The organism is Spirillospora sp. NBC_01491, assembly GCF_036227065.1.
GTDB lineage: Bacteria > Actinomycetota > Actinomycetes > Streptosporangiales > Streptosporangiaceae > Spirillospora > Spirillospora xylanilytica.
The window spans coordinates 881,208-902,472 of the sequence record NZ_CP109432.1 but is presented as its reverse complement, the minus strand read 5'-3'; the positions used below and the strand labels follow the sequence as shown (position 1 = coordinate 902,472).

Below are 21,265 nucleotides of genomic sequence, written 5' to 3'. Positions count from 1 at the left end.
CTTGAAGCCGGGGGAGGAACCAGGCACTGGAACGCCCCCCGGAGGTATGAGCATGGCGCTGTCGATGGAGGAGCAGCAGATCCTCACCCAGATCGAGGTCCACCTCAGCGAGAACGACCCGCGGCTGGCCCATCGGCTGTCCGAACTCGGCACCCCCCGGCGCCGCCGCCGGATCGCCCTGATCACGGCGCTGGCGGTCGCCGGCGCCTGCGTGCTGACGGCCGCCGTCGCCACGGTCGTCATCGTCATGTCGTAGGAGGGCGGGCGCCGCGTACGGCGCCGGACGGCGGCACGGCGCCTCCACGGTGCCCGCCCTCCCACCGGCAACGCGAACGCCGAGGCCCCGGCGAGATCAGATCTCGCCGGGGCCTCGACGCGTCGGCCGGTGTGGTAGGCCGCCTCACGGCGAAAGGCACAACGAAGCTCCAGCCCGGACCGAGGGCCCGACGGTATTCCTCGAAGGCGTTGTGTAGAGCCCGGGGGACACATGCCACACCGACCTCGTCCACCATAACGGCAACCAGGGGGTGCACCCTCCCCCCGGGCCCACGTGTCCTGCGTCACCTGACCTCGGAGTGAGGATTGTGTGGACCCGTGCACCACCCCCGCCCCCGGAGCGTCCTCACCACCGATGGACGCAGGGCAGAGCCGGGCGAGGAATTACGGGGTTCTGGAGCATGGTCGTCCTGGCCGTGGTTCTACGGGCGCCCCGTTCCTGCCGCAGGGGCGGTGCAGAGCTGGGCGGTCAAAGTGGCGTAGGCCCACTCTTCCCACTCTTCCGGCGACCAGTTGCGGTCCTGGACGAAGAGCAGGTACAGCTGCGGGCTGAGCAGCCCGAACAGCAGGTCGGCGGCCGTCTCGACGGAGACGTCGGGGCGGGCTCCGGGCTTGCCGGCCAGCGTCTGGGCCGCGGCGTGCTGCACGGTGTAGCGCAGGTCGGGGCCGTCGGGCCATTGCGCGGCGATCTGCGGATCGGTGGCCGCGGCGGCCGCGATCAGCGGCATGATCGGGGCCACCCGGCCCAGGATCTCGCTGGTGCCGTGGACGTGCGCGCGCAATTGCCCGGCTGCGGTGGGCTCGGCGCACGCGGCGCGGAACCACTCACGATCCATGGTGGCGACCGGCTCGGCGTCACCGGCGATGGACGTGTCGACAACGTCCTTGAACAGCGTGCGCTTGTTGCCGAAGACGAAGTAGACCGTCTGGACGGCCACGCCCGCCCGGTCCGCGACCTCCTGCAGGCTCGTCGCCCCGTAACCCTGCGCGACGAACAGCTCGCGAGCCGCCTCGACGACCTTTTCACGGGTGCGGCGTGAGCGCTCGGCCCGCTTGTCCGGCCGCTTGACTTTGTCCATATTGCGAGTATATCTCTAGAGCACGTCACTAGAGTTTAACTCTAGATTCTTGGAGGAGACGATGGACCAGCCCAACGCCACCCAGAAGCCGGAACCGGACCTGGCCTCAACGCAGCGAGACCCTGAGGAGGAGTCCGTCCACCGCGCACTGGAGGGCTACTACCGCACCGGCAAGCCACCGTGGGACACCGGCGTGACGCCGCCCGAGCTGGTCGCCCTGGTAGAGGGGCACGGCGCGCTGCCGCCCGGCCGCGCCCTGGAACTCGGCTGCGGCACGGGGACCAACGCCACCTACCTCGCACGGCACGGCTGGGAGGTGACGGCCGTCGACCTGATCGACCGAGCTGTCGACCAGGCCAGGGAGAAGGCTGCGGCGGCGGGAGTGGAGGTACGGCTGCTGCACGGGGACGCCACCCGCCTCGACGAGCTGGACGTGCCGGGCCCCTTCGACCTGTTCTTCGACCTGAGCTGCTACTGCGGGGTCCCGCTGCACCGCCGCGACGCCTACGCCGCCGGGCTCACCCACCGCACCGCTCCCGGAGCACGGTTGCTGATGTTCGGGTACGGCCCCGAGCCGCTCGGCAATCCGAAGCCCGAGGTCACGTCGTGGGCGGCGGGCGTCACAGCCGACGAGCTCTGCGCCAGGTTCCCCGGCTGGGAACTACTCGACGTCACACCGGGCACCAACTCGGTGCCGACCTCCTGGTTCACGCTGCGCCGCAGCGCCTAGGAAGCATCAGCCGGCCGGTGTTCTCCCGAGGCCACGAGCCCGCCGTAGTTGCGGGCGGACACCGGTCGGCATCACGCGCGCTGCGTCGGCTCGCAAGACAATGCCTACAGGTTGAATCGCGACCCACACCCCAGTGCGGCTGCACCACCGGGCCGACATCAGCAGCCAGCCCTGAGCGCAGACGGGCACGGCGATTCATGGCCCGCAGTCGTCAAGCCGCGCCCACACAGGGCCTGCGACCGGCTCCAGCTCCCCTCCCGAACGCCACCATCCGGTGTTCCCGCCTCCCTGAACCCCCTGAACGATGAGGAAACCCAGACATGAACCTGCTGCTGTGGATTCTGCAAGCGGCACTCGCAGCGCTGTTCGGCGCCGCGGGCGTGATGACCTCGACCCAGCCCAAGGACAAACTCGAACCCAAGCTGCCCTGGACGGTCGACTTCTCCACCCACGCCGTCCGATTCATCGGTCTCGCCGAACTGGTCGGCGCGCTCGGACTCATCCTGCCCGCCGCCACCGGCCTCGTCCCGATCCTCACCCCCCTGGCAGCCACTGGCCTGGCTCTGCTGATGGCGCTGGCCGCGCTCACCCACTTGCGACGCAAAGAGTCCACAGCGATCGCGCTCAACGCGGTACTGCTGATCGCAGCGGCAGTCATCGCCTGGGGGCGCTTCGGCCCCCACACGCTATAGAAGCCCCGCTGCCCTGCCGACCACACCGACGCCGCGCCTGCTCATCACTGAGCCCGCCGGTACAAAGCCGCACCGCCGCAGACGACCGGCCACATCGCCTTGAGTGCTCCACCAGAGCCGAAGCCGGCCGCGGCCTCCTCCTCGTCGAGGCCCTCACCACCGACTTCGGCGCCCACCCCGACCACGACGGCACCGGCACCGGCACCGGCACCGGCAAGACCGTGTGGTTCTCCCGCGTCCTGCACGGCCTAAACAGCCGCGTCTACGGCAGCGGCAACGGGGCGGGCTGATCTGAGAAGGCCGGGCGCCGTCACACCTGCAACGGGCAGCGGTCGACGACCCACACCTCCTCGTCCTCACCGGCGCCCTCGACGGCGCCGTCCGGGGGACGCGGACGGTCGTCGGCCAGCCGGTCCAGATGCCACTCCACATGCGCCAGCGGCCCCCGCCACCCCGCCAGCAGATCGGCCAGCGGACGCGGCGGCCCCGGCGGGCCGAACGGACGCGGATCGGGCAGCGGCCCCTCCCACAGCACCTCGTCGCAGCCCGCCGCCCAATGCGCAGCCCCCTCCAGCACCTCCCGCAGATCACGCGCCACCTCACCCAGGGAACGCACCGCCATCGCGTCCTGGATCATCCGCTCCCGCACCGCGTACGGCAGATCCCCGCCGAACCCCGGCGGGAACACCGGCCGCCGCCCCTCCAGCACCGGATCCTCACCCGTCGCCGCCGCCCGCACCGCCGCGACCTGCCAGCGCGACCACTCCGCCAGATGCCCCAGCACCCCCCGCAGCGCCGCCGCGCCCTCCGGCCCGGCGCGCGCCTCCGCCACCACCCCGCCCAGCCGCCCCCGCACCGACTCCACCCGGTCCAGCGTCCACGCGCGAGCCCGCACCGCCCCCGCCGCGCCCCCCGCCCCGGACGGCCCACCCGGCCTGCGCGGCCCCGGCGGCGCCGCGTCCGACGGCGGACGCGGCAACGGCACCCGCAGCGCCGCCAGCAGCTCGTCGAGATCGCGCGGCCCCGCGCCCCGCCCCGACAGGAACGCCGCGCCGATCCGGTCGAGCCGGAACATCCGCGCCGCGTCACGCAACCGGCACCAACCCACCAGGTACTCCGCGTACGGGGCGATGACCAGCCCGTGCGCCTCCACGTCACGGAACGTCCGGCCACCCGACCGGCCCGTGTAGGCCAGCCGCACCACCCGGCGGGAACGCACCGCCTCGGCGAGCGTGTCGCGGACCGGCCCCACCAGCGACGCCGCCTCGGACAACGCCGCAGGAGCCGGACCGGGCGCCAGCACATAGCCGCGCCCCCGCCCGGGCCGCACCGGCAGGCCCCCATGGACCAGCAGCTCCACATCGCGGCGCACGGTCCGCTCGCTCACCCCGAGCCGCCCCGCCAGCACCCGCGGCCCCAGCGGCTCGGGCGAGGCCGCGCGGAACTCGGCGACCAGGGCCAGCAACCGGTCTTCACGGTCCACCCCACCATCGTGACCCGCGCCGCCGACATTATGCGGCCCCCGCCGGGATCCACCGCGACCGCTACCAGACCCGTCCCAGGCACCCGTCCCGGCCGCTTCCCCGGACGTGTCCCGGCGAGGTGAGGCCAGGCGAGGTCAGGGCGCGGACAGCTCCCCGGCCACGCCCTCGAAATCGGCCCGCGACAGCGTCAGCGACGACGCGCTGCCGAGCGCCTGCGTCCCCTCGGCCCGGCCCAGCCGCCGCGTCGCGGCCCGGTCCAGGTACGCCTCGACGAGCCGGGCGCCGGTCACCCGGCCCCGCCCCCGCAGCGCGCCGAGATCACCGCGCACCACCTCCCAGGCGTCCGGCCCCACCCGCATCCGCCGCTCCCCGGCCAGCAGCGACAGCAGCGCGGCGCGCGCCCCGCCGTCGCCGAAGTCGGGCAGCCGGACGGCCCGCAGGTCGGTCATCAGCTCCGGCGACGCCGCCGACAGCTCGCCGACCCGGTCCGGCTCGCACGTCGCCAGCAGCGTGGTGTCGCTGACGTTCTCCAGGCGGGCCCGGTACAGGACCGAGGTGTAGGCCGCGCCCTGCGGCTCGTCCAGGATCAGCGCGTCGAGCCCGTCCAGCAGCAGGGTGTGCCCCGCGTGCTCCTCCAGCGCCGCCCGCAGCCCCGCGGGGCCGAGGTCGCGCAGGTCCTCGGCGTGCACGCTGCGGACCTCGCCGCTGGAGACCTCCACCTCGGCCAGTGCACCGGCGACCATCCGCGCCAGCCGCCGCTGCCCGCTGGACGGCGCGCCGATGAGCAGCAGCGCCGGAACCGACGCGCTCGTCGCCTCCTGCCCGCGCAGCCGCTGCGACCACTTCCCGCGCCGTCGCACCTCGGTCACGACGCGCCCGATGTCGTCGGCGCCGCACAGGAACCGGACCCCGCGGACCTCGGCGATCTGCGCGCCGTGCTCGGGAGCGGGCGCGGGCGGCATCGGCGGCGGCGGCTCGGGCACCGGAGCGGGCGGCGGCGGCAGCCCCACCTGCCGCTCCCGACCCGGGTCGAGCTGCGTGGCGTGCGGATCCCGGCCGCGCGGATCCGGGTCGAACTGCGTCGCGGACGGCTCGGCCGGCCACTCCAACACCGCGGGCGCGGGCGCGGCGGGCGGCATCGGCGGTGCGGGCGGATGCCCCGGCGGCGCGGAGAACGGCGCGGGGGAAGGCGGCGCCTCGGCCGGAGCGGGCGGCGGGGGAGGGGGCGGGATCCTCGGCGGCGGGACGTCGGCGGCGAACGGGTCGGGCCGCGGCCCGACCTCCTCGGCGGCAGGGGAGGGGGCGGACTCGGCACGGGGCCCGAACGGATCGAGCGGCGCAGGCGGCGGCACCGGCGACCCCGCACCCAGCGGACCCGGACCCGGACCCGGGCCGGGGCCGGGGCCGGGCACGTCGGGCATGGGGCCGGGGCCGCCGTCCGCGCCGATCGGCCCGGACGGCGGCCCGATCGGCGCGACCGCGGGCGGCGGGCCCGGCGGCTCCCCGGCCGGTTCGGGCGCCGGTGCGACCGGCTGGTCGCCGCCCTGCGCCTGCCGCTCGGAGGCCAGGTGCGCGCGGGCCGCCTTGATGATGTCCCAGGCGCTCAGCTCGTCGGTGGAGGGTGGGCTGTGCATCGCCGGGGAGGTCAGCTCGGCCGCGACCGCCTGCGGCACCGCGAACCCGGTCGCGGGCGGCGGCACCTGCGCCAGCCGGCACCAGGTCAGCCCGAGGGTGTAGGTCGTGGCCAGCAGCGCCGCCAGCGCGTCGGGGTCATCGCTGCGCAGCGCGTCGGGCAGCCGCCCGTCGCGCGGCCACAGCGACCGCAGCGGATGCGCCGGATCGGTCAGCACCGCTTGGAGCGTCCGGGCGCTGTCGGGGTCGAGCCAGGGCGCGAGCGCGGCCAGCGCGTTGGGCGCGGCCTGGAGGTCGGCGGCGAGCACCGCGATCCCGGCACGGCGCACCTCGTCGTGCCCGCGCCCGCCGGCCGGATGCCGCGGGCCGGTCAGCCCCGCCACGATCTGCTGGAGGTCGTACAGCGCCAGCCGCAGGTACTCGCCGGGGGCGGTGTCGCGGACCATCGGCGTGGCGAACTCGGCGGGGCAGCGGCGCCGCCACTCCTGGAGGATCGCCTCGGGCCCGTACCGGACCGTGGCCATGTCCTGCTGCGCCATCCGCAGGGACGCGCCGGTCACCGCGGCCAGCGCGTCGGCTCCGGGCCGGAACCGCGGGTCGCCCTGGAGGCCGGAGGCGACCTCGTACATCACCCGGGCGATGTGCGCGGCGCCGCCGATGTCGCCGGCGCCGAGCCGGTGAATGTAGTAGCCGGCCAGTGTGCCGAAGTCGGGCGGCATCATCCAGTGGAGCCGCTCGGCCGAGGTGGTCAGGAACGGCACGAACGACTCGATCAGCGGGTGCTCGGTCAGCGCGACCGGCGCGCCCGCGCACCACAGCAGCGCGCCCCAGGCGGCGGCGACGGTGCTGGGGGTGCCGGGCTGGAACATCGGGTCGCGCTGGGCGAACTGCGCCGGGTCGACCGCCAGCGCGGTGGTGAGGGCCTGGGAGATCCCGGCGACCACGGCGGTGTCGGGCACCGGGCCGAGGAAGCCGGGCGAGGCCATCCGTCCCGCGGCCAGGTCGGGGCCGGTCGGGAACAGCTGCGGGGGGACGCGCGGGGTCGCGGCGCCGGGCGGGGCGGGGACGACGGCGCGGCGGTCGCCGGGGTCCGCGGGCGGGGGGCAGGGGTGCCAGGTCCCGTCCAGGCCGCACCGGTACCAGCGGCCCCAGGCGCCGAACAGCCACCACTCGCCGGCGCCCCACAGCATCCGCGCGGCGATCTGCTCGGCGCGCTGCTGCGGTGCCGCCGCCGCCCACCAGGGCGCGGCGACCAGATCCCGCACGTTGGTCTCGACCGCCGCGAACAGGTCCGCACCCGCGTCCGCGTCCGCGTCCGCTCCGGCTCCGCTTCCGCCGGGTCCCGCCCCGGCCGCCTGCCAGCTCACTCGGCGAATAGTAGTGGTCTCGCGTGGATCGACCGCCATCCACGCGATCTCCGGCATCGACCGGTAAGGAGCGTTATGGCACGATGCTCGTGATCGGGGCGAGCGGAGGTGGACGGTGGCGGAGGTCGCGGCTGGCGGCCCGGGCGGCGGCCTGGCCGGGGGCGCGGGACGGGCGCGGGCGAAGGGCCTCGGCCTGGCGGTGTTCTCCTCGGTCTGCTTCGGCGCGTCCGGCCCGTTCGGCAAGGCGCTCATCGGCGCCGGGCTGAACCCGCTCCAGGCGGTGTGGCTGCGGATCGCCGCCGCCGCCCTGGTGCTGGTGCCGCTGGTGGCGGCGCTGCGCGGGCGGGCCGCCGTCCGCGGCGTCCGCGCGCACCTGCCCCGCCTGGCCCTGTACGGGCTGACGGGCGTGGCGGGCTGCCAGGCGTTCTACTTCCTGGCGGCGTCCCGGCTGCCGGTCGGCGTCGCGATCCTGCTGGAGTTCACCGGGCCCGTCATGGTGCTGGGCTGGCTGCGCCTGGTGCGGCGCGCGCCCGTGCACCGCACCGCGGTCCTCGGCGTCGCGGTCGCGATGGCGGGCCTGGCGCTGGTGGTGCAGGTCTGGACCGGCCTGCGGCTGGACGCCCTCGGCCTGGCCGCCGGGATCGCCGCCGCCGCCTGCCAGGCCGCCTACTTCATCCTGGTCGACCGCCTCACCGGGCGGATCGACCCGCTGGTCATGACCGCCGCCGGCAGCGTGGTCGCCGCCGCCGTGCTCACCGCGCTCTGCGCGCCCTGGACGGTCCCCTGGGCCGTGCTGGCGGGCACCGTCCCGATCGCCGGGCACACCGCGCCCGCCTGGCTGCCGGCCGCCTGGATCGTCCTGGTCAGCACCGTGCTGGCGTACGTGACCGGCGTCGCCGGGGTGCAGCGCCTGTCGGCGCAGGTCGCGGGGGCGATCTGCTACACCGAGGCGGTCGCGGCGACGCTCATCGCCTGGGCCGTGCTCGGCGAGCGCCTCGCGCCCGTGCAGCTGGCCGGCGGCGCCATCGTCCTGACCGGCGCGTTCATCGCCCAGCGTGCGGTGATCGACCGGACGCCCGCCGCCGACACCGCCGGCGCCGCGGGATCAGCCGTTCTCCCGGCGGAACCGGCCGGCACCGAGGGCCACTGACACCACCAGCAGCAGCACCACCGTAGAGTAACCCCAAAATTTTAGTCACACCAAGTATTGGGTCACGTCATCGAAGGTAGGATCTGCGGCATGGCGGAACAGGTCGCCCCGGCTGCCGGACCGGGCACGCGCGAACTCGGGCTGCGCGAGCGCAAGAAGCTCGCCACACGGCGCCGGATCTCCGACATCGCCACCGGCCTGTTCACCTGCGACGGCTTCGACCAGGTCACCGTCGCCGACATCGCCCGCGCCGCCGACGTCTCGGTCAACACCGTCTTCAACTACTTCAAGACCAAGGAAGACCTGTTCTTCGACCGCCAGGAAGAGACCGTCGAGCAGGCCGCCCAGGCCTTCCGCCTGCGCCGGCCCGGCGAATCGGCCGCCGCCGTGTTCCGCCGCCTCCACCTGGACGGACTCGACACCGGCGCCCACCGGACCGGCTTCCACGACGGCTCGGAAACCTGGGCCCGCACCGTCCAGGCCTCCCCGGCCCTCACCGCCCGCCAGCGCGAGATCGGCCAACTCGCCCAGGACCGGCTCGCCGACCTCCTCGCCGAGGAGACCGGCGCCGCCCCCGACGACCTCGCCCCCCGCGCCGTCGCCGCCATGATCTTCGCTGTGCAGCGGGAGCTGACCGGCGACGTCCTGCGCCGCAGGCTCGCCGGCCAGACCCTCGCCGACATGCGCGACACCGTCTACGCCAACGCCCGCCACGCCTTCGACCTCCTCGAACACGGCATCGGCGGCTACGGCGCCCGCCCCCCCGGCGACACCCCCGGACCAGGGCCCGGACGGCCTCCCGGGTGAAAATGAGTGTCCGGGCCCTCCCGGCGATTCTTAGACTCCATGGTTGCGGAGGCGAACAATCATGGACACCCCCACTCTCCTGGCCCACCTACAGACCCGCGGCGAAGCCCTGAGCCTGCCCCGGGGCGGCACCCTGTGCTGGGACGACGCGGACTTCCACCGCGCCGCCTACACCGCCGGCCCCGAGCGCTACGCCCTGCTCGGCCTGGCCCCCGGCGTCCGGCCCTGGCAGCGCGCCCGCGTCCTGCTCCAGGTCCTGGCCGCCTCCCACGCCGGCCTCGACGACACCACCCGCGCCACCCTCGCGCGCACCGCCCGCGTCCTCACCCTCGCGCTGCCGCCCGCGCACGTCGTCACCGTGCTCCTCGGCCTGCGCCGGCTGCGCGCCAACCACAAGCACACCACCCGCACCGCGCTGCGGTTCGTCCTGGAGCACCCCGGCGCCGACGCCCTCATCGCCGCCCGCCGCCCCGCCCTGGTCGACTGCTTCGAACACGCCCTCGGCAAGGCCACCGCCCGCGGCTGCGCCCGCCGCGTCGCCGAAGGAGACACCGGCTCGGACTACCTCCAGCGCCGCCTCCTGCGCTTCCTCACCGCACCCGACCTCGCACTGCCCCGCGTCCGCGCCCTCTACGCCACCGCCGAACCCACCACCGCCGAACCCACCACCGGCACCGACCGGGACGCCGGCGCCGCCGATCCCGTCCACCGCGGTGATCCCGCCGAAGACCCCTGCGCCGCGCTCGGCCGCCACCTGAACGCCGCCGTGCCCCCCTGCCACCGCTTCGAGGGCGCCCTCACCCTCGTCCTGGACACCGGCACGCCCGCACCCGGCCACGACGGCCACAGCGGCGCACCACCGCAGGCCGCCGCACTGCGCACCGCCCTCGCCGAGACCTGCGCACACCTGGAGGTCATCGAGATCGGCGGCGCACCCGCCCCCCGCGTCGCCGCCGACCTCGCCACGGCCGTCCTGGACGCCCTCGCCGCCGCACCCGACCTGGTCGCCGTCGTCCCCGGCGGCCACGAGGACCACCACCCCGGCGACCTGGCCCGCATCATCGCCGCACTCCCGCACACCGGCGTCACCACGCCCGTGGTGTTCTGCCACCCCGCACCCGGCGGCCACGACCCCGCACCACCCCATCCAGCACCGCCCCATCCCGCACCACCCCGGCGCGGCCTCCCGAACCACGACGACCTCGCCGGGCTGCTGCCCTGGATGCTCGGGCACTGCGACGCCGGCGCCCCCTGGCTCCGCGCCGCCCTGCACGCCCGCCTGGACGCCCTCGACCGGCAGGCCGACCGCCTCCTCGGCGTCCTGCCCGCATGACCGGGCAGGACCGCCCCGAGAGGCCGCCCCGCCCCGGCCGCACGTAAGACGATCGGGCAAACCGGTTGCCCCCGGCGCCGCGGACCACTTCAATCAGACCACGGGAACTGTGCCGGGCACGTCGGGCGGACCGGACTCCACCTCTGGGCATCGTCACCAACGACGACACCGACACCGACGAGGCGCCGGCCGCCTGTCCCCGCTCCCCGGCAGACGCAGCGGGCTGAAGTCTCGGCAAAGGTTGCCTCCGCAGAGGAGCGTCCGCCACAGCACGCTCCCACCCCGCCGCTAGCGTGCGGGCCATGCCGCAGACGCCCGCCGACCCGCCCCCGCAAGGGCACGGCGAAACCGGCGGCGCGACCGGCGAGGCGACCGGCGCGACCCGCTGGACGGGCGGGACCGAAGGCGAGACGCCACCGCCCGGCACCCGGGGCGGCGGGACGCGGCGGATGCCGCCCTGGCTGCCACGGGCGTTCCTGCTCGCCGGCGGCACCGTGCTGCTGTTCGTCGCCGGGCTGTGGCTGCTGGAACGGCTGCGCGGCCTGCTCCTCCTCCTGCTCACCTCCCTGTTCATCGCCTTTGCGATCGAACCCGCCGTCACCTGGCTCGCCGCCCGCGGCTGGCGCCGGGGCCTGGCCACCGGCGCGATGTTCCTGCTCATCGCCCTGCTGGTCGGCGGCTTCTTCGGCATCCTCGGATCCCTGGTCGTCGCCCAGGCCACCAACCTGGTCAACGGCCTGCCCGGCTACATCGACGAGGTCATCGGCTGGATCAACGACACCACCGGCGCGCACCTGTCCCAGGCCACCCTGTTCGACAAGCTCCCGAGCGCCGCCGACCAACTCTCCAGACACCTGTCCTCGCTGGCCGGCAACGTCTGGGGCATCGGCGCCACCGCCATCGGCGTCCTGTTCCAGGGCCTCGGCATACTGCTGTTCACCTTCTACCTGTCCGCGCAGGGCCCCCAGTTCCGCCGCACCGTGTGCTCACTGCTCCCGCCGCACCGGCAACGCCAGGTCCTGTGGGCCTGGGAGATCGCCGTCGCCAAGACCGGCGGCTACATCTACTCCCGCGCCCTGCTCGCCCTGATCTCCGGCATCGCCCACTTCGCCGCCCTGTCCCTGCTGCACGTCCCCTACGCGCTGACCCTCGCGCTGTGGGTCGGCGTGGTGTCGCAGTTCATCCCCACCGTCGGCACCTACCTCGCCGGCGCCGTCCCCGTCCTGGTCGGGCTCGCACACTCGCCCTCCACCGCACTGTGGGTACTGCTGTTCATCACCGCCTACCAGCAGCTCGAGAACTACCTCCTCCAGCCCCGCATCACCGCCCGCACCCTCGACATGCACCCCGCCGTCGCGTTCGGCACCGTCCTGGCCGGAACCGCGATCATCGGACCCGTCGGCGCCCTCCTCGCCCTGCCCGTCTGCGCCAGCCTCCAGGCCTTCCTCGGCGCCTACATCCGCCGCTACACCGTCGAGGAACACCCCCTCACCACCCCCGCCCGCCGCCGCCCCCGCCCCCGCCGCCGCCGCCCCCGCGACCGCGGACCCGGCGAGGGCGACGAGGCCGAAGGACGCGCAAGTCCCGACGAGGACGGGCAGGACAGGCGGGACCGACGGTGACGGCCGCCGACCACCGGCCTCCGCCCGGGCCCCCCGGCCGGCCCGCGACTACCGTGCGAGCCGGACCAGCACCGCCCCGCCCACCCGACAGCGAGCACCCGAGCACCCGCCAGGAGCCGCCATGCGCCGTCCCCGCCGCCTCGCCCTGCTCGCCACGGCCGCCGTCGCCATGACCGCCGGACCCACCTCCGCCACCGGCGCCGGCGCCGCGCCCGCCCCCGGCCGCACCCCCGGCGAGGACCCCTGGCTCCGCCGCCTCATCGCCTCCATGACCCTGGAGGAGAAGGCCGCGCAGCTGTTCGTCATCCAGGTCCACGGCAAGAGCGCCGACACCCGCGACCCGGGCGACGTCGCACGCAACCGACGCCTGTACGGCGTCGACAACGCCGCCCAGGTCATCGCCCGCTACCGGCCCGGCGGGATCATCTACTACGCCGCCGACCCCGCCAACATCACCGGCCCCCGCCAGCTCGCCGCCTTCTCCAACGGCATCCAGCGCGCCGCGCTCGCCCAGCCGCACCGCGTCCCGGCGACCATCGCCACCGACCAGGAGGGCGGCGCCGTCACCCGCGTCCCGCCGCCCGCCGCCCAGTCGCCCGGCAGCATGGCCCTGGCCGCCGGACGAAGCACCGCCACCGCCCGCGAGATCGCCGCCGTCACCGGCCGCGAACTCCGCGCCGTCGGGATCAACCAGGACTACGCCCCCGACGCCGACGTCAACGTCAACCCCGCCAACCCCGTCATCGGCGTCCGGTCCTTCGGCTCCGACCCCGCCCTGGTCTCCCGCATGGTCACCGCCCAGACGGGCGGCTACCGCGCCGGGGGAGTGACGCCCACCGTCAAGCACTTCCCCGGCCACGGCGACACCACCGTCGACAGCCACACCGGCGTCCCCACCATCACCCACACCCGCGAGCAGTGGGAACGCACCGACCTGCCGCCCTTCCGCGCCGCGATCGCCGCCGGCGCCGACTCGATCATGACCGCCCACCTGGTCGTCCCCGCCCTCGACCCCTCCGGCGACCCCGCCACCCTGTCGCGCCCCATCGTCACCGGCATCCTGCGCGACCGGCTCCACTACGAGGGCGTCGTCGTCACCGACGCCCTCGACATGCAGGGCGTCCGCGACAAGTACGGCGACGACCGCGTCCCCGTCCTGGCCCTCAAGGCCGGCGTCGACGTCCTACTCAAACCCCCCGCCGACGCCTCCGGGAACGGCGTGTTCGCCACCCAGCTCCACGCCGTCGTCGACGCCGTCCGCCGCGGCGAGCTCACCGAGGACCGCATCGACGCCTCCCTCTACCGGATCCTCGACCTCAAACGCAGACGCGGCCTGTTCCGCGACCCCTACGCCGACGAGGCCCGCCTGGACGACCTCGTCGGCACCCCCGCGCACCTGGCCGCCGTGCGGCGCGCCGCGGACGCCGCCACCACCCTGGTCAAGAACGACGCCCGGCTCCTGCCGCTCGAACCCGGCCCCCGCGACGTCCTGGTCACCGGATGGGGCCCCGGACCCGACGGGCCCGCCGCCACCCTCGCCGCCGAACTCGGCCGCCGCGGAGCCGCCGCCACCGTCCACGAGACCGGCCTCAGCCCCGGCCCCGCCGAGATCGGCCGGGCCGTCGCCGCCGCCCGCGGCCGGGACCTGGTCATCGCGGTCACCAACCGCGCCTGGGACGTCCAGACCGGCGGCCCCCACAACGGCCCCGGGCAGACGAACCTGGTCAAGGCGCTCGCGGCCACCGGCACACCCGTCATCGTCATCGCCGCCCGCGACCCCCACGACATCGCCTGGTTCACCGAGGTCCCCACCTACCTGGCCGCCTACTCCCACACCACCGAGGCCATCCGGGCCGCCGCCGCGACCCTGTTCGGGGACAACCCGCCCAAGGGCCGCCTCCCCGTACCGATCCCCGTCCACGACCGGCCCGGACGGACCCTCTACCCCTTCGGGCACGGCCTGGCCTACCCGGAGGTTGAAGAACATCGGAACGAAAACCGGCGCTAAGCCTTCGTCGGCCCTGGTAGGGGGGCCCGGCTGCTGGACGGGCCGCGGTGGGAGGCGATGAGGCGAAGGTGGAGACCGTCGTTACCGAGAGCGGCGGCCGGGGCCAAAATGTCGTCTGCTCGTCTCCCTGGTCGCGCTGCTGGTCTCCGAGAGCTGCAACATCGTCGCTCCGCTCCCGTGCCTACATCACACTGCCTTGCAGAACACGATCGAGCGCTGCCCGGCCTGCGGGTCCCCATGTCGGCTTGCCGCCAGGAAGGCCCCGGTCTCCGTTCTGGCCCATCAGCATGAGGATCAGGCTTTTCAGAGCGGCGAGCCCGCGGGCGCGCCGGAGCGCCGCCTCGTCCGCATGCGCGTATACGTCGAAGAAGCGTGAGGCGCCGCCCGCGGGAAGGACCACCCATGCGGCCGCGAGGTCCCACGCCGGATCACCGGCGAGCATGTCACCGAAGTCGATCACGCCCGAGAGCGTCCCGTCCGAGACGATGACATTCGCGGGATGAAGGTCACCGTGCACCCAAACCGGCGGGCCCTCCCACTCGGGGGCCGCAACGGCGTCATCCCAGACGGCTCGGACCTCGTCGGCGATGCCGCCCAGGGCGACGGCGTGAAAGAAGTGGTCGAAGCCGTCGGTGTACTGCTTGGGGTGAGCGCCGCGGTCCGAACTGGTCGGCGCCTCGGCGGGTGCCTCCACGTGGAGCGCTCTGAGGAAGCCCGCCAGAGTGTCGGCCGCGTGGTCGCCGCGGCTGATCGAGGTGTGGTCCAGTGGCTCGCCGGGAACCCACGTCATGATGGTCCAGGGCTTCGGGAATCGCGCGGACGGTTCACCGATCCGTACAGGGACCGGGACCGGGAGCGGCAGGCGCGGGGCCAGGACGGGCAGCCACCGGCACTCCTTGCGCTGGAGATCCGGGGCACGCTCCGTACGCGGCATGCGCACGGCCAACTCGTCCCCAAGGCGCCACTGCTGGTTGTCCCATCCGCCCGCCACCTCGCGCACGGCCAGCCCCGCAAGGTCCGGATGCTGCTCCTGCAGCAGGGCGTGGACCAGGTCTGCGGTGATCTCGATCTCGGGGTCGTTCATACGACGCGACAGTACAAGGGCAGGCGCCGACTCTGGCTCCCCTCGTGACCCGCGAGGGTCAGCCGCCCGAGCCGGTGGCCGACGGCGGTACTTCGACGACGAAGAACAGAAAGTTGGGATTGGTCGAAAGGTCCTGGAAGCCATCCGGGAACGCTTCCCGGGCGGCCGGGTCGGGCTGCGGTTCGCTGATGGCGGCAAGGCGGAAGCCGGCGGCGGTGAAGGCATCGGTCATCGCGTGCAACGGCCTGCGCCACAACCTCATCGGGACGGACCGGCCGTTGAAGGCCCAGTCGAAGGTGTAGCTGGTGGTCGCGTGGTAGTCGGGCCGAGGATCCCGCGCGCCGTCGTCGAACGGCAGAGGGTCGCCCAGGTCGACCTCGTGCAGGGCTACGCCGTCACCGAGCCGCCGCCTGGCCAGTGCCAGCTGCGTACGGGCGGTTCACGGGACCGCCGTCGCAGGCTGATCTGGAGCGGGTGTTCTTCCTCGATGACGAGGACCGGGCGCTGGTGGGGCGGCGGCGCGGGGAGCACATGAGGCTCGGGTTCGCGCTCCAGTTGGTGACGGTGCGGTGGCTCGGGACGTTCCTGGAGGATCCTCTGGACGTGCCGGGCGTGGTGCTGGAGTTCGTGGCTGAACAGCTGGGGGTTGATGACTCCTCGCAGGTGAAGCGCTATACCGAGTGCCGAACGTGCTCGGCTATCACAGCCGCCTACCCGCGCCGCTGATCCCGGGCCGTCTGGTCGACGTCGAGGTGGTGAACGGGCCGTGGAGGCGGCTGGTGTTCGGCCATCCTGCGCACGCTGACGGCGCGGTGAACCGGCACGCCTACGCCTTCTGCGTGCTGGAGCAGTTCTGGCGGGCGCTCAAGCGCCGTGAGATCTATCTACGCCGACGCCTCCACCAAGTGGCGCAATCCTCAGGCCGAGCTGCTGGAGGGCGATCAGTGGGAGGCGATCCGGCCTGACGGAACACCCTTACGGAACACTCCCACCTGGGCCGCGATCCGGACCGTTCGGTGTTCCGTTGGAGGATCCCTTAGGGAACACTCGATCGACGCCCGCTACTGCAGCCGCGCCTGCAAGGCGGCCGCCCGCCGGCAACGTCGGCCCAACTGCTGCGAGATGCGGCGGGGTGTGTCGATCTGCTTACGGCAAGAGCTTGGTGAGAAGGGCGCGAAGTTCTTGCGCGTGGTCCGAGCCGAGGACGTCGTCGATGTCGCGCTCCATGCTCTCCAGGGCTTCACGCACTACAGGCATGCGGGCGCGGCCGAGGTCGGTGAGCTGTAGGGCATAGCGGCGTCGGTCGTGCGGGTCCTGGCCGCGGGACACGATACCGACCTGGACCAGTTCCTCGATGAGCGATGCGGTGGCGGGGTCGGTCAGGTGCAGGTATCGGGCCAGTTGTTCTTGCGGGCAGGGGGCGAGCCGGTCCAGCGCGGGCAGCAAGGCGAAGTGGCGGGTGCGCAGGCCGTGCGCCGCGAGCCGATGATCCCCAAGACGGCGCAGGCGGTAGTGGGCTTGAGCTATCAGGTGCTCGATGCTGTGGATGGCGGATGGCCCGTCGTCGGCGACGAGCATGGTCAACAGCGCGGTGAGGCGCCGCCGTTCGAGGTCGGTGAGCGCGGTGGTGACCCGGGCGTCGCTGTCCGCGACGGCTTGGCGCATGCCGTCCAGGGCGGTACGGCCCGCCTCGGTCAGCGACAGTATGTAGGTGCGGCGGTTGGCCGGGTTGCGGGTGCGGACGACCTGGCCCGCCTCTTGGAGCCGATCGAGCAGCCTGACCATGATCGTGCGGTTGATGCCGAGTCGGTGGGCGAGGTCCTGCTGGGAGGGGGCGTCCGCGTCGGCGAGGATGTCGAGCACCACGAACTCGCGCGTCTGGGGCCCGTCCTGCACAGCGTGAGCGGTGACGGTCGTGAACACGCGGCGCATCAGGTGACCGGTGGTCGCATGCAGCGGTCCGGATTCGTCGTCGACGGCGTTTCCTGCCTGGTCGGGCACGAGCCTCACCTCCGGGCGTGATGTTAGCAGGCTGATACTTCTGTCAGTGACGGTTGCATCGACATTAGTTGGAATGTTGACAGTTGGAGGAGTGTAGATCTAGATTCCAGGTACCAAACCAGCGAAGGGTCTGACGATCATGCACACTGTCGCCGTCCTCGACTCCCACCTCGCCTACACAGAGACCGGGCAGGGCGAGTCGCCCGTGGTGTTCCTGCACGGCAGCCCCACCTCGTCCCACATCTGGCGCAACGTCATCCCGCACGTCGCCGATCGCGCCAAGGTCCTGGCCCCTGATCTGATCGGGATGGGCGCCTCCGGAAAGCCCGACATCGGTTACCGCTTCGCCGACCACGCCCGCTACCTGGACGCGTGGTTCGAAGCCATGGAGCTGAAGGAGGCCGTCCTGGTCGGCCACGATTGGGGCGGCGCACTGGCCCTGGACCGTGCCGCACGCCACCCCGACCAGGTGCGCGGCGTCGCCGTCCTGGAGACGTTCCTGCGACCGCAGATGTGGGCGGAGCTACCGCAGGACGTGATCGACCATTCCAAGGCGCTGCGCACCCCCGGGCTCGGCGAGCGGCTACTGCTGGAGGAGAATGCCGCCATCGAGTTCGCCCTGCCCCACCCGTTCGCCATCAAGACAGGTCTCAGCCCAGAGGACCACGACGTCTACCGCGCGCCCTACACCGACCCTGCGTCGCGCCGTCCGCTGCTCCAGTGGCCTCGCGAGATTCCCTACGACCGCGAACCGGCCGATGTGGCCGAGCGCATGGACGCCTACGGCGAATGGCTCGCCGGCAGCCCCGAGGTGCCCAAACTTCTCCTCACGGTCGAGGAGGGGGTCGGTATCGCCTCCCCCGAGATCGTGGACTGGGCCCGCCAGAGCATCGCCGCCCTCGAAATCGAAGGGATCGGACCCGCCGGCCACCAGGCCCCCGAAGACCAGCCCCACGCCATCGGCCAGGCCATCGCCGGCTGGCTGAACCGCCATCACCTCATCTGAACGACGTCGTCCTTAAGCTCTCAAAAAATCTCACCGGGATCTCCTGTACCTCGACTACTCACACCCGAATCAGTTCCGGCTGTGGCGGCGGTTGCTGGAAGTCTGGGACTGGCAGGCTCATGGTGATCCGGATGACCGCGAGCACGTCGCCGGGGTTGTCGCCGAACGCGCCACGTTGCGTGCCCGGTTCCGCAAGATCCTCATCGACCGCGACGACTACAACACCTTCTGCGGGCATCCCACCCGTAAGCGCGGCAACCCGCCGTGCGAGAACGTCAAGGCCGGTTGGCCCGACAACGGAACCATCGAGCCGTGGGCCTGCTTTACCGCCACACGCGTCGGCTTCGGACACGACGTCAAGCTCTCCACGCCATCCGCTCGCTCCGGAAAGCACCTCCGACACTGGCAGACGATCTCGAGGTCGCAACCCCGTCCGGGCCGGCACGATCACACCAAACCACCGACAGGCCAGCCCCGTGACCGGCCAATTCAGGTTGGCGACGCTCATTGTGCGAGTCCTTGCCGCGCGGGTGTGCCCTTCACAGTGCTCACGGCGGCAGATGACCAGTGGTGCCAAACCATAGGTGTCGATGTGGAGATGTCGTGTGCTCTCGATGACATCTGTCACGCGAATTCGGTGCGGCCCCGCCGCCCCGGTGGGCGGAGGGGCCGTGACCTGCTGGGAACCGATCTATCCGAGCACCGGGTAGTTAGCGCGGAACACGTTGTGCGGGTCACGGGCCCGCTTGATCTCCCGCAGCCGCGCGAGCGCGCTGCCGGAGAAGGACTTCGCCGCCGTCTCACCGGGGGACAGCAGGGTGTACGGCTTGCGGCCGCTGATGTAGGCCTCCAGGTCGGCCACGACCTCGGCCTGCTTGGCGCGCGTCGCATCGGCCGCGTGCGGCAGGCCGAGACCCAGCAGGCCGAGCAGGTACGGCTCGGCCACCGCGCCGCTCGCACCGGCCCCGCCGTCCGGCTCGGCGAGCGCCCCGCCCAGGTGCCTGATCTGCACGTTGATGAGCGGTTCGACCGGCTTGGCCAGCAGGAGCTCCACCGCGTCCGCGTCCAGGCCGGTGAGCAGCTCCGCACGAGCGATGGACGGAGCCGGATCGGTGGGCTCGGCGGTGATGCCACCCAGATCGGCAACCGGGACGACGCCGCGGCTGTCGGAGATCGCACCCTCGATCTTGTCGATGCGCGCCAGCAGATCCTCCCCCTGAGCCGCCTCACCCAGGTAGGCCAGATCCAGCGTCACCATCGGCGACGCGCCGGGTGGCTGGAGCCGGTTGATCCAGACACTGAGTTCACGCGGCGCCTCGGCGGTGATCTCCAGGAACGCGTCGTACACCTCCCTGGTCCGGTGCTCCGGCCAGATCACACGCCCGCCGTACAGGACCGGCGCGGGATACAGCTCGAGTTCGAGGGCGGTCACCACCGCGAAGTCCCCGCCACCGCCGCGCAGCGCCCAGAACAGCTCGGGATCGGACTCGGCGGTCACCCGGCCCGGCTCGCCATCGGCGTCCACGATGTCGATGGCCCGCACGCTGTCGGAGGCGAAGCCGTACTTGCGGCTGAACCAGCCGACCCCACCGCCCAGGGTGTAGCCGGTCACGCTGACTCCCGGCGCGCTGCCGGACAGGCCGGTCAGACCCAGCGGACCGGCCGCCGCCAGCACCTGCCCCCACTTCACACCCGCGCCCACCCGGACCACGCGCTCCTCCGCGCGTACCTCCACCTCGTTCAGCAGGCCGGTACGCAACAGGATCAGGCCTTCCACATCACCCGAGGCGCCATGCCCGCTCGGCTGCGCGGTCACCGTCATACCCGCCCGCCGCGCGTAACGCACGAGCGCCGCCACGTCATCGGCATCCGCGGCCTCCACCACGGCCGCCACGGGCTGCCTGACGGTCAGATTCCACGCGGTGGCCGCCTGTTCAAAGCCGTCGTCATCGGCCAGGAGCACGCGCCCTTTGAGGACACCGCGCAGATCGTTGATCGTCATCGTCGTCTCCCTTTTCGAGTTCTCAGAAAATGCGAAGGAATACCGTGCTGCACTACGGGAAGGACGGCGCCCCGACCGGCCGGACAAGGATCACGCCGAAACCTCGATGCTGGCCCTGCACCTGTGGTGGTCCGCGCTGGTGCACGTCAACACGCTGCTGCTTCGGCAAGTTCTCGGGCCACCCCTTCGGGGCGTGCAGACGTCAGGCGGGCTGCCCGGCGGGCGCTGGGGCGGCGGCCTCCTGGGCCTTGCGGGCCTTGCCGGTCTCGCGGAGGATCAGCAGGCCGGCGGCCACGATCAGCGCCGAGGTCAGGCCGTGGATGCCGAACGCGGCGGCGACGGAGCCGTGGTGGGCCAGGACGGTGATCATGTCGCCGAACGGGGCGACGGCCGTCATCAGCAGGACCCAGCCCAGGGCCCGGCGGTGGCCCGACACCAGCAGGATGCCCATGGCCAGGCCCATCGCGATCTCGCGGCTGCCCTTCACGATGAGGAAGCCGCCGCCGTCGCCAGCGGGCCAGCTCGGCAGGCCGAAGCCTGGAGCGGACGTCTCGGGGGTCAGGATGAAGGACACCCCGAGGTAGAGGGTGAACAGGACGCCGGCGGTGGCCAGGACGGTGTTGACGTTCTTCAGCGACATGGTTCTTCTCCTCCGATGTTCAAACTGGGCAGGGTTCAGCCGCGGACGCGGCGGATGTGGCGGGCGTAGCGGGGGCGGCCGATGACGTGCCAGATGACGCGGACCGGGGCGGGGAGGCCGCTGAGGACGATGGCACGCTCGGCCGGGTTCGCGTCTTCCAGGACGGCGCCGAAGAGCGTGAGCAGGGTGGGCTTGGGGGGGTTGTTAGGCGCGAGCGGTGTCACCCGGGGCGACGGCCGCGACGAGCTCCACCAGCAGCCGTGACTCACGGTGGAGGACGCGGTGGACGATCTCCATGTCCTGGGTGTTGACGCTCATCTGCTCCTGCCTCTGTTGGATTGCGACTGGTCGG

Annotated in this window: 21 protein-coding genes; 11 read left to right on the top strand and 10 right to left on the bottom strand. The window is 73.1% G+C overall.

Annotated elements, in window-relative coordinates:
* Positions 1-52 precede the first annotated feature (52 nt).
* Entirely contained in the window at positions 53-256 is a 204-nt protein-coding gene (locus OHA34_RS04405; protein WP_285943163.1) for a DUF3040 domain-containing protein, read from the top strand.
* Positions 257-698: 442 nt separating this feature from the next.
* On the opposite strand, the gene OHA34_RS04400 is transcribed toward OHA34_RS04405, so the two are convergent.
* Positions 699-1,355 (bottom strand): TetR/AcrR family transcriptional regulator, encoded by a 657-nt coding sequence (locus OHA34_RS04400; RefSeq protein WP_285943164.1) that lies wholly within the window; start codon positions 1,353-1,355, stop codon positions 699-701.
* Positions 1,356-1,416: 61 nt separating this feature from the next.
* On the opposite strand from OHA34_RS04400, the gene OHA34_RS04395 reads away from it, so the two are divergent.
* A complete protein-coding gene (locus OHA34_RS04395) occupies positions 1,417-2,085 on the top strand; it encodes an SAM-dependent methyltransferase (protein ID WP_285943166.1) in 669 nt (222 codons plus the stop codon).
* A gap of 320 nt (positions 2,086-2,405) precedes the next feature.
* Positions 2,406-2,777 carry a DoxX family protein gene (locus tag OHA34_RS04390; protein ID WP_329520783.1) on the top strand — a complete coding sequence of 124 codons (372 nt, stop codon included), beginning with the start codon at positions 2,406-2,408 and terminating at the stop codon, positions 2,775-2,777.
* 310 nt (positions 2,778-3,087) lie between these two features.
* Here OHA34_RS04390 and OHA34_RS04385 read toward each other — a convergent pair whose 3' ends face one another.
* Together OHA34_RS04385 and OHA34_RS04380 are read right to left on the bottom strand one after the other, a co-directional pair.
* The gene (locus tag OHA34_RS04385; protein ID WP_329520782.1) at positions 3,088-4,260 is read right to left on the bottom strand and encodes a helix-turn-helix transcriptional regulator; all 1,173 of its coding nucleotides are present in this window, start codon (positions 4,258-4,260) and stop codon (positions 3,088-3,090) included.
* Between the two features lie 135 nt (positions 4,261-4,395).
* Complete coding sequence (locus tag OHA34_RS04380; protein WP_329520781.1) at positions 4,396-7,260, bottom strand: hypothetical protein; 2,865 nt, start codon at positions 7,258-7,260, stop codon at positions 4,396-4,398.
* Between the two features lie 115 nt (positions 7,261-7,375).
* On the opposite strand from OHA34_RS04380, the gene OHA34_RS04375 reads away from it, so the two are divergent.
* The 5 genes from OHA34_RS04375 to OHA34_RS04355 all read left to right on the top strand — a co-directional run bounded on the left by OHA34_RS04375 (position 7,376) and on the right by OHA34_RS04355 (position 14,180).
* Positions 7,376-8,410: an EamA family transporter gene (locus OHA34_RS04375; RefSeq protein WP_329520780.1), complete on the top strand. Its 1,035-nt coding sequence runs from the start codon at positions 7,376-7,378 to the stop codon at positions 8,408-8,410.
* Positions 8,411-8,500: 90 nt separating this feature from the next.
* Positions 8,501-9,217: a TetR/AcrR family transcriptional regulator gene (locus tag OHA34_RS04370; protein WP_329520779.1), complete on the top strand. Its 717-nt coding sequence runs from the start codon at positions 8,501-8,503 to the stop codon at positions 9,215-9,217.
* A 61-nt stretch (positions 9,218-9,278) separates the two neighbouring features.
* Positions 9,279-10,550, top strand: coding sequence for a hypothetical protein (locus OHA34_RS04365; RefSeq protein ID WP_285943177.1), 1,272 nt, complete (start codon positions 9,279-9,281; stop codon positions 10,548-10,550).
* A 302-nt stretch (positions 10,551-10,852) separates the two neighbouring features.
* Complete coding sequence (locus tag OHA34_RS04360; RefSeq protein WP_285943179.1) at positions 10,853-12,172, top strand: AI-2E family transporter; 1,320 nt, start codon at positions 10,853-10,855, stop codon at positions 12,170-12,172.
* 121 nt (positions 12,173-12,293) lie between these two features.
* The gene (locus tag OHA34_RS04355; RefSeq protein WP_285943181.1) at positions 12,294-14,180 is read left to right on the top strand and encodes a glycoside hydrolase family 3 protein; all 1,887 of its coding nucleotides are present in this window, start codon (positions 12,294-12,296) and stop codon (positions 14,178-14,180) included.
* 181 nt (positions 14,181-14,361) lie between these two features.
* Here OHA34_RS04355 and OHA34_RS04350 read toward each other — a convergent pair whose 3' ends face one another.
* Together OHA34_RS04350 and OHA34_RS04345 are read right to left on the bottom strand one after the other, a co-directional pair.
* Positions 14,362-15,264, bottom strand: coding sequence for an aminoglycoside phosphotransferase family protein (locus tag OHA34_RS04350; protein WP_329520778.1), 903 nt, complete (start codon positions 15,262-15,264; stop codon positions 14,362-14,364).
* A gap of 58 nt (positions 15,265-15,322) precedes the next feature.
* Positions 15,323-15,496, bottom strand: coding sequence for a hypothetical protein (locus OHA34_RS04345; protein WP_329520777.1), 174 nt, complete (start codon positions 15,494-15,496; stop codon positions 15,323-15,325).
* Between the two features lie 242 nt (positions 15,497-15,738).
* Here OHA34_RS04345 and OHA34_RS04340 point away from each other — a divergent pair, with 242 nt between their 5' ends.
* Both OHA34_RS04340 and OHA34_RS04335 read left to right on the top strand, forming a co-directional pair.
* Positions 15,739-15,990 (top strand): DUF4158 domain-containing protein, encoded by a 252-nt coding sequence (locus OHA34_RS04340; protein WP_443029614.1) that lies wholly within the window; start codon positions 15,739-15,741, stop codon positions 15,988-15,990.
* A complete protein-coding gene (locus OHA34_RS04335; RefSeq protein ID WP_285943854.1) occupies positions 15,945-16,229 on the top strand; it encodes a hypothetical protein in 285 nt (94 codons plus the stop codon). Before OHA34_RS04340 ends, OHA34_RS04335 begins: the two co-directional genes overlap by 46 nt.
* Positions 16,230-16,410: 181 nt before the next feature.
* Here OHA34_RS04335 and OHA34_RS04330 read toward each other — a convergent pair whose 3' ends face one another.
* Complete coding sequence (locus OHA34_RS04330; protein ID WP_285943185.1) at positions 16,411-17,265, bottom strand: MarR family winged helix-turn-helix transcriptional regulator; 855 nt, start codon at positions 17,263-17,265, stop codon at positions 16,411-16,413.
* 139 nt (positions 17,266-17,404) lie between these two features.
* On the opposite strand from OHA34_RS04330, the gene OHA34_RS04325 reads away from it, so the two are divergent.
* Complete coding sequence (locus tag OHA34_RS04325) at positions 17,405-18,271, top strand: haloalkane dehalogenase (protein ID WP_285943187.1); 867 nt, start codon at positions 17,405-17,407, stop codon at positions 18,269-18,271.
* 58 nt (positions 18,272-18,329) lie between these two features.
* Here the strand turns inward: OHA34_RS04325 and OHA34_RS04320 are convergent, their stop codons facing one another.
* The 4 genes from OHA34_RS04320 to OHA34_RS04305 form a co-directional block, all read right to left on the bottom strand.
* Positions 18,330-18,779 (bottom strand): hypothetical protein, encoded by a 450-nt coding sequence (locus tag OHA34_RS04320; protein WP_329520776.1) that lies wholly within the window; start codon positions 18,777-18,779, stop codon positions 18,330-18,332.
* Between the two features lie 183 nt (positions 18,780-18,962).
* On the bottom strand, positions 18,963-20,273 hold the full coding sequence (locus tag OHA34_RS04315) for an FAD-binding oxidoreductase (RefSeq protein WP_329520775.1): 1,311 nt from the start codon (positions 20,271-20,273) through the stop codon (positions 18,963-18,965).
* Between the two features lie 202 nt (positions 20,274-20,475).
* Positions 20,476-20,913, bottom strand: coding sequence for a DUF4267 domain-containing protein (locus tag OHA34_RS04310; protein ID WP_329520774.1), 438 nt, complete (start codon positions 20,911-20,913; stop codon positions 20,476-20,478).
* A 35-nt stretch (positions 20,914-20,948) separates the two neighbouring features.
* Entirely contained in the window at positions 20,949-21,137 is a 189-nt protein-coding gene (locus OHA34_RS04305; protein WP_329520773.1) for a hypothetical protein, read from the bottom strand.
* Positions 21,138-21,265: the final 128 nt, after the last annotated feature.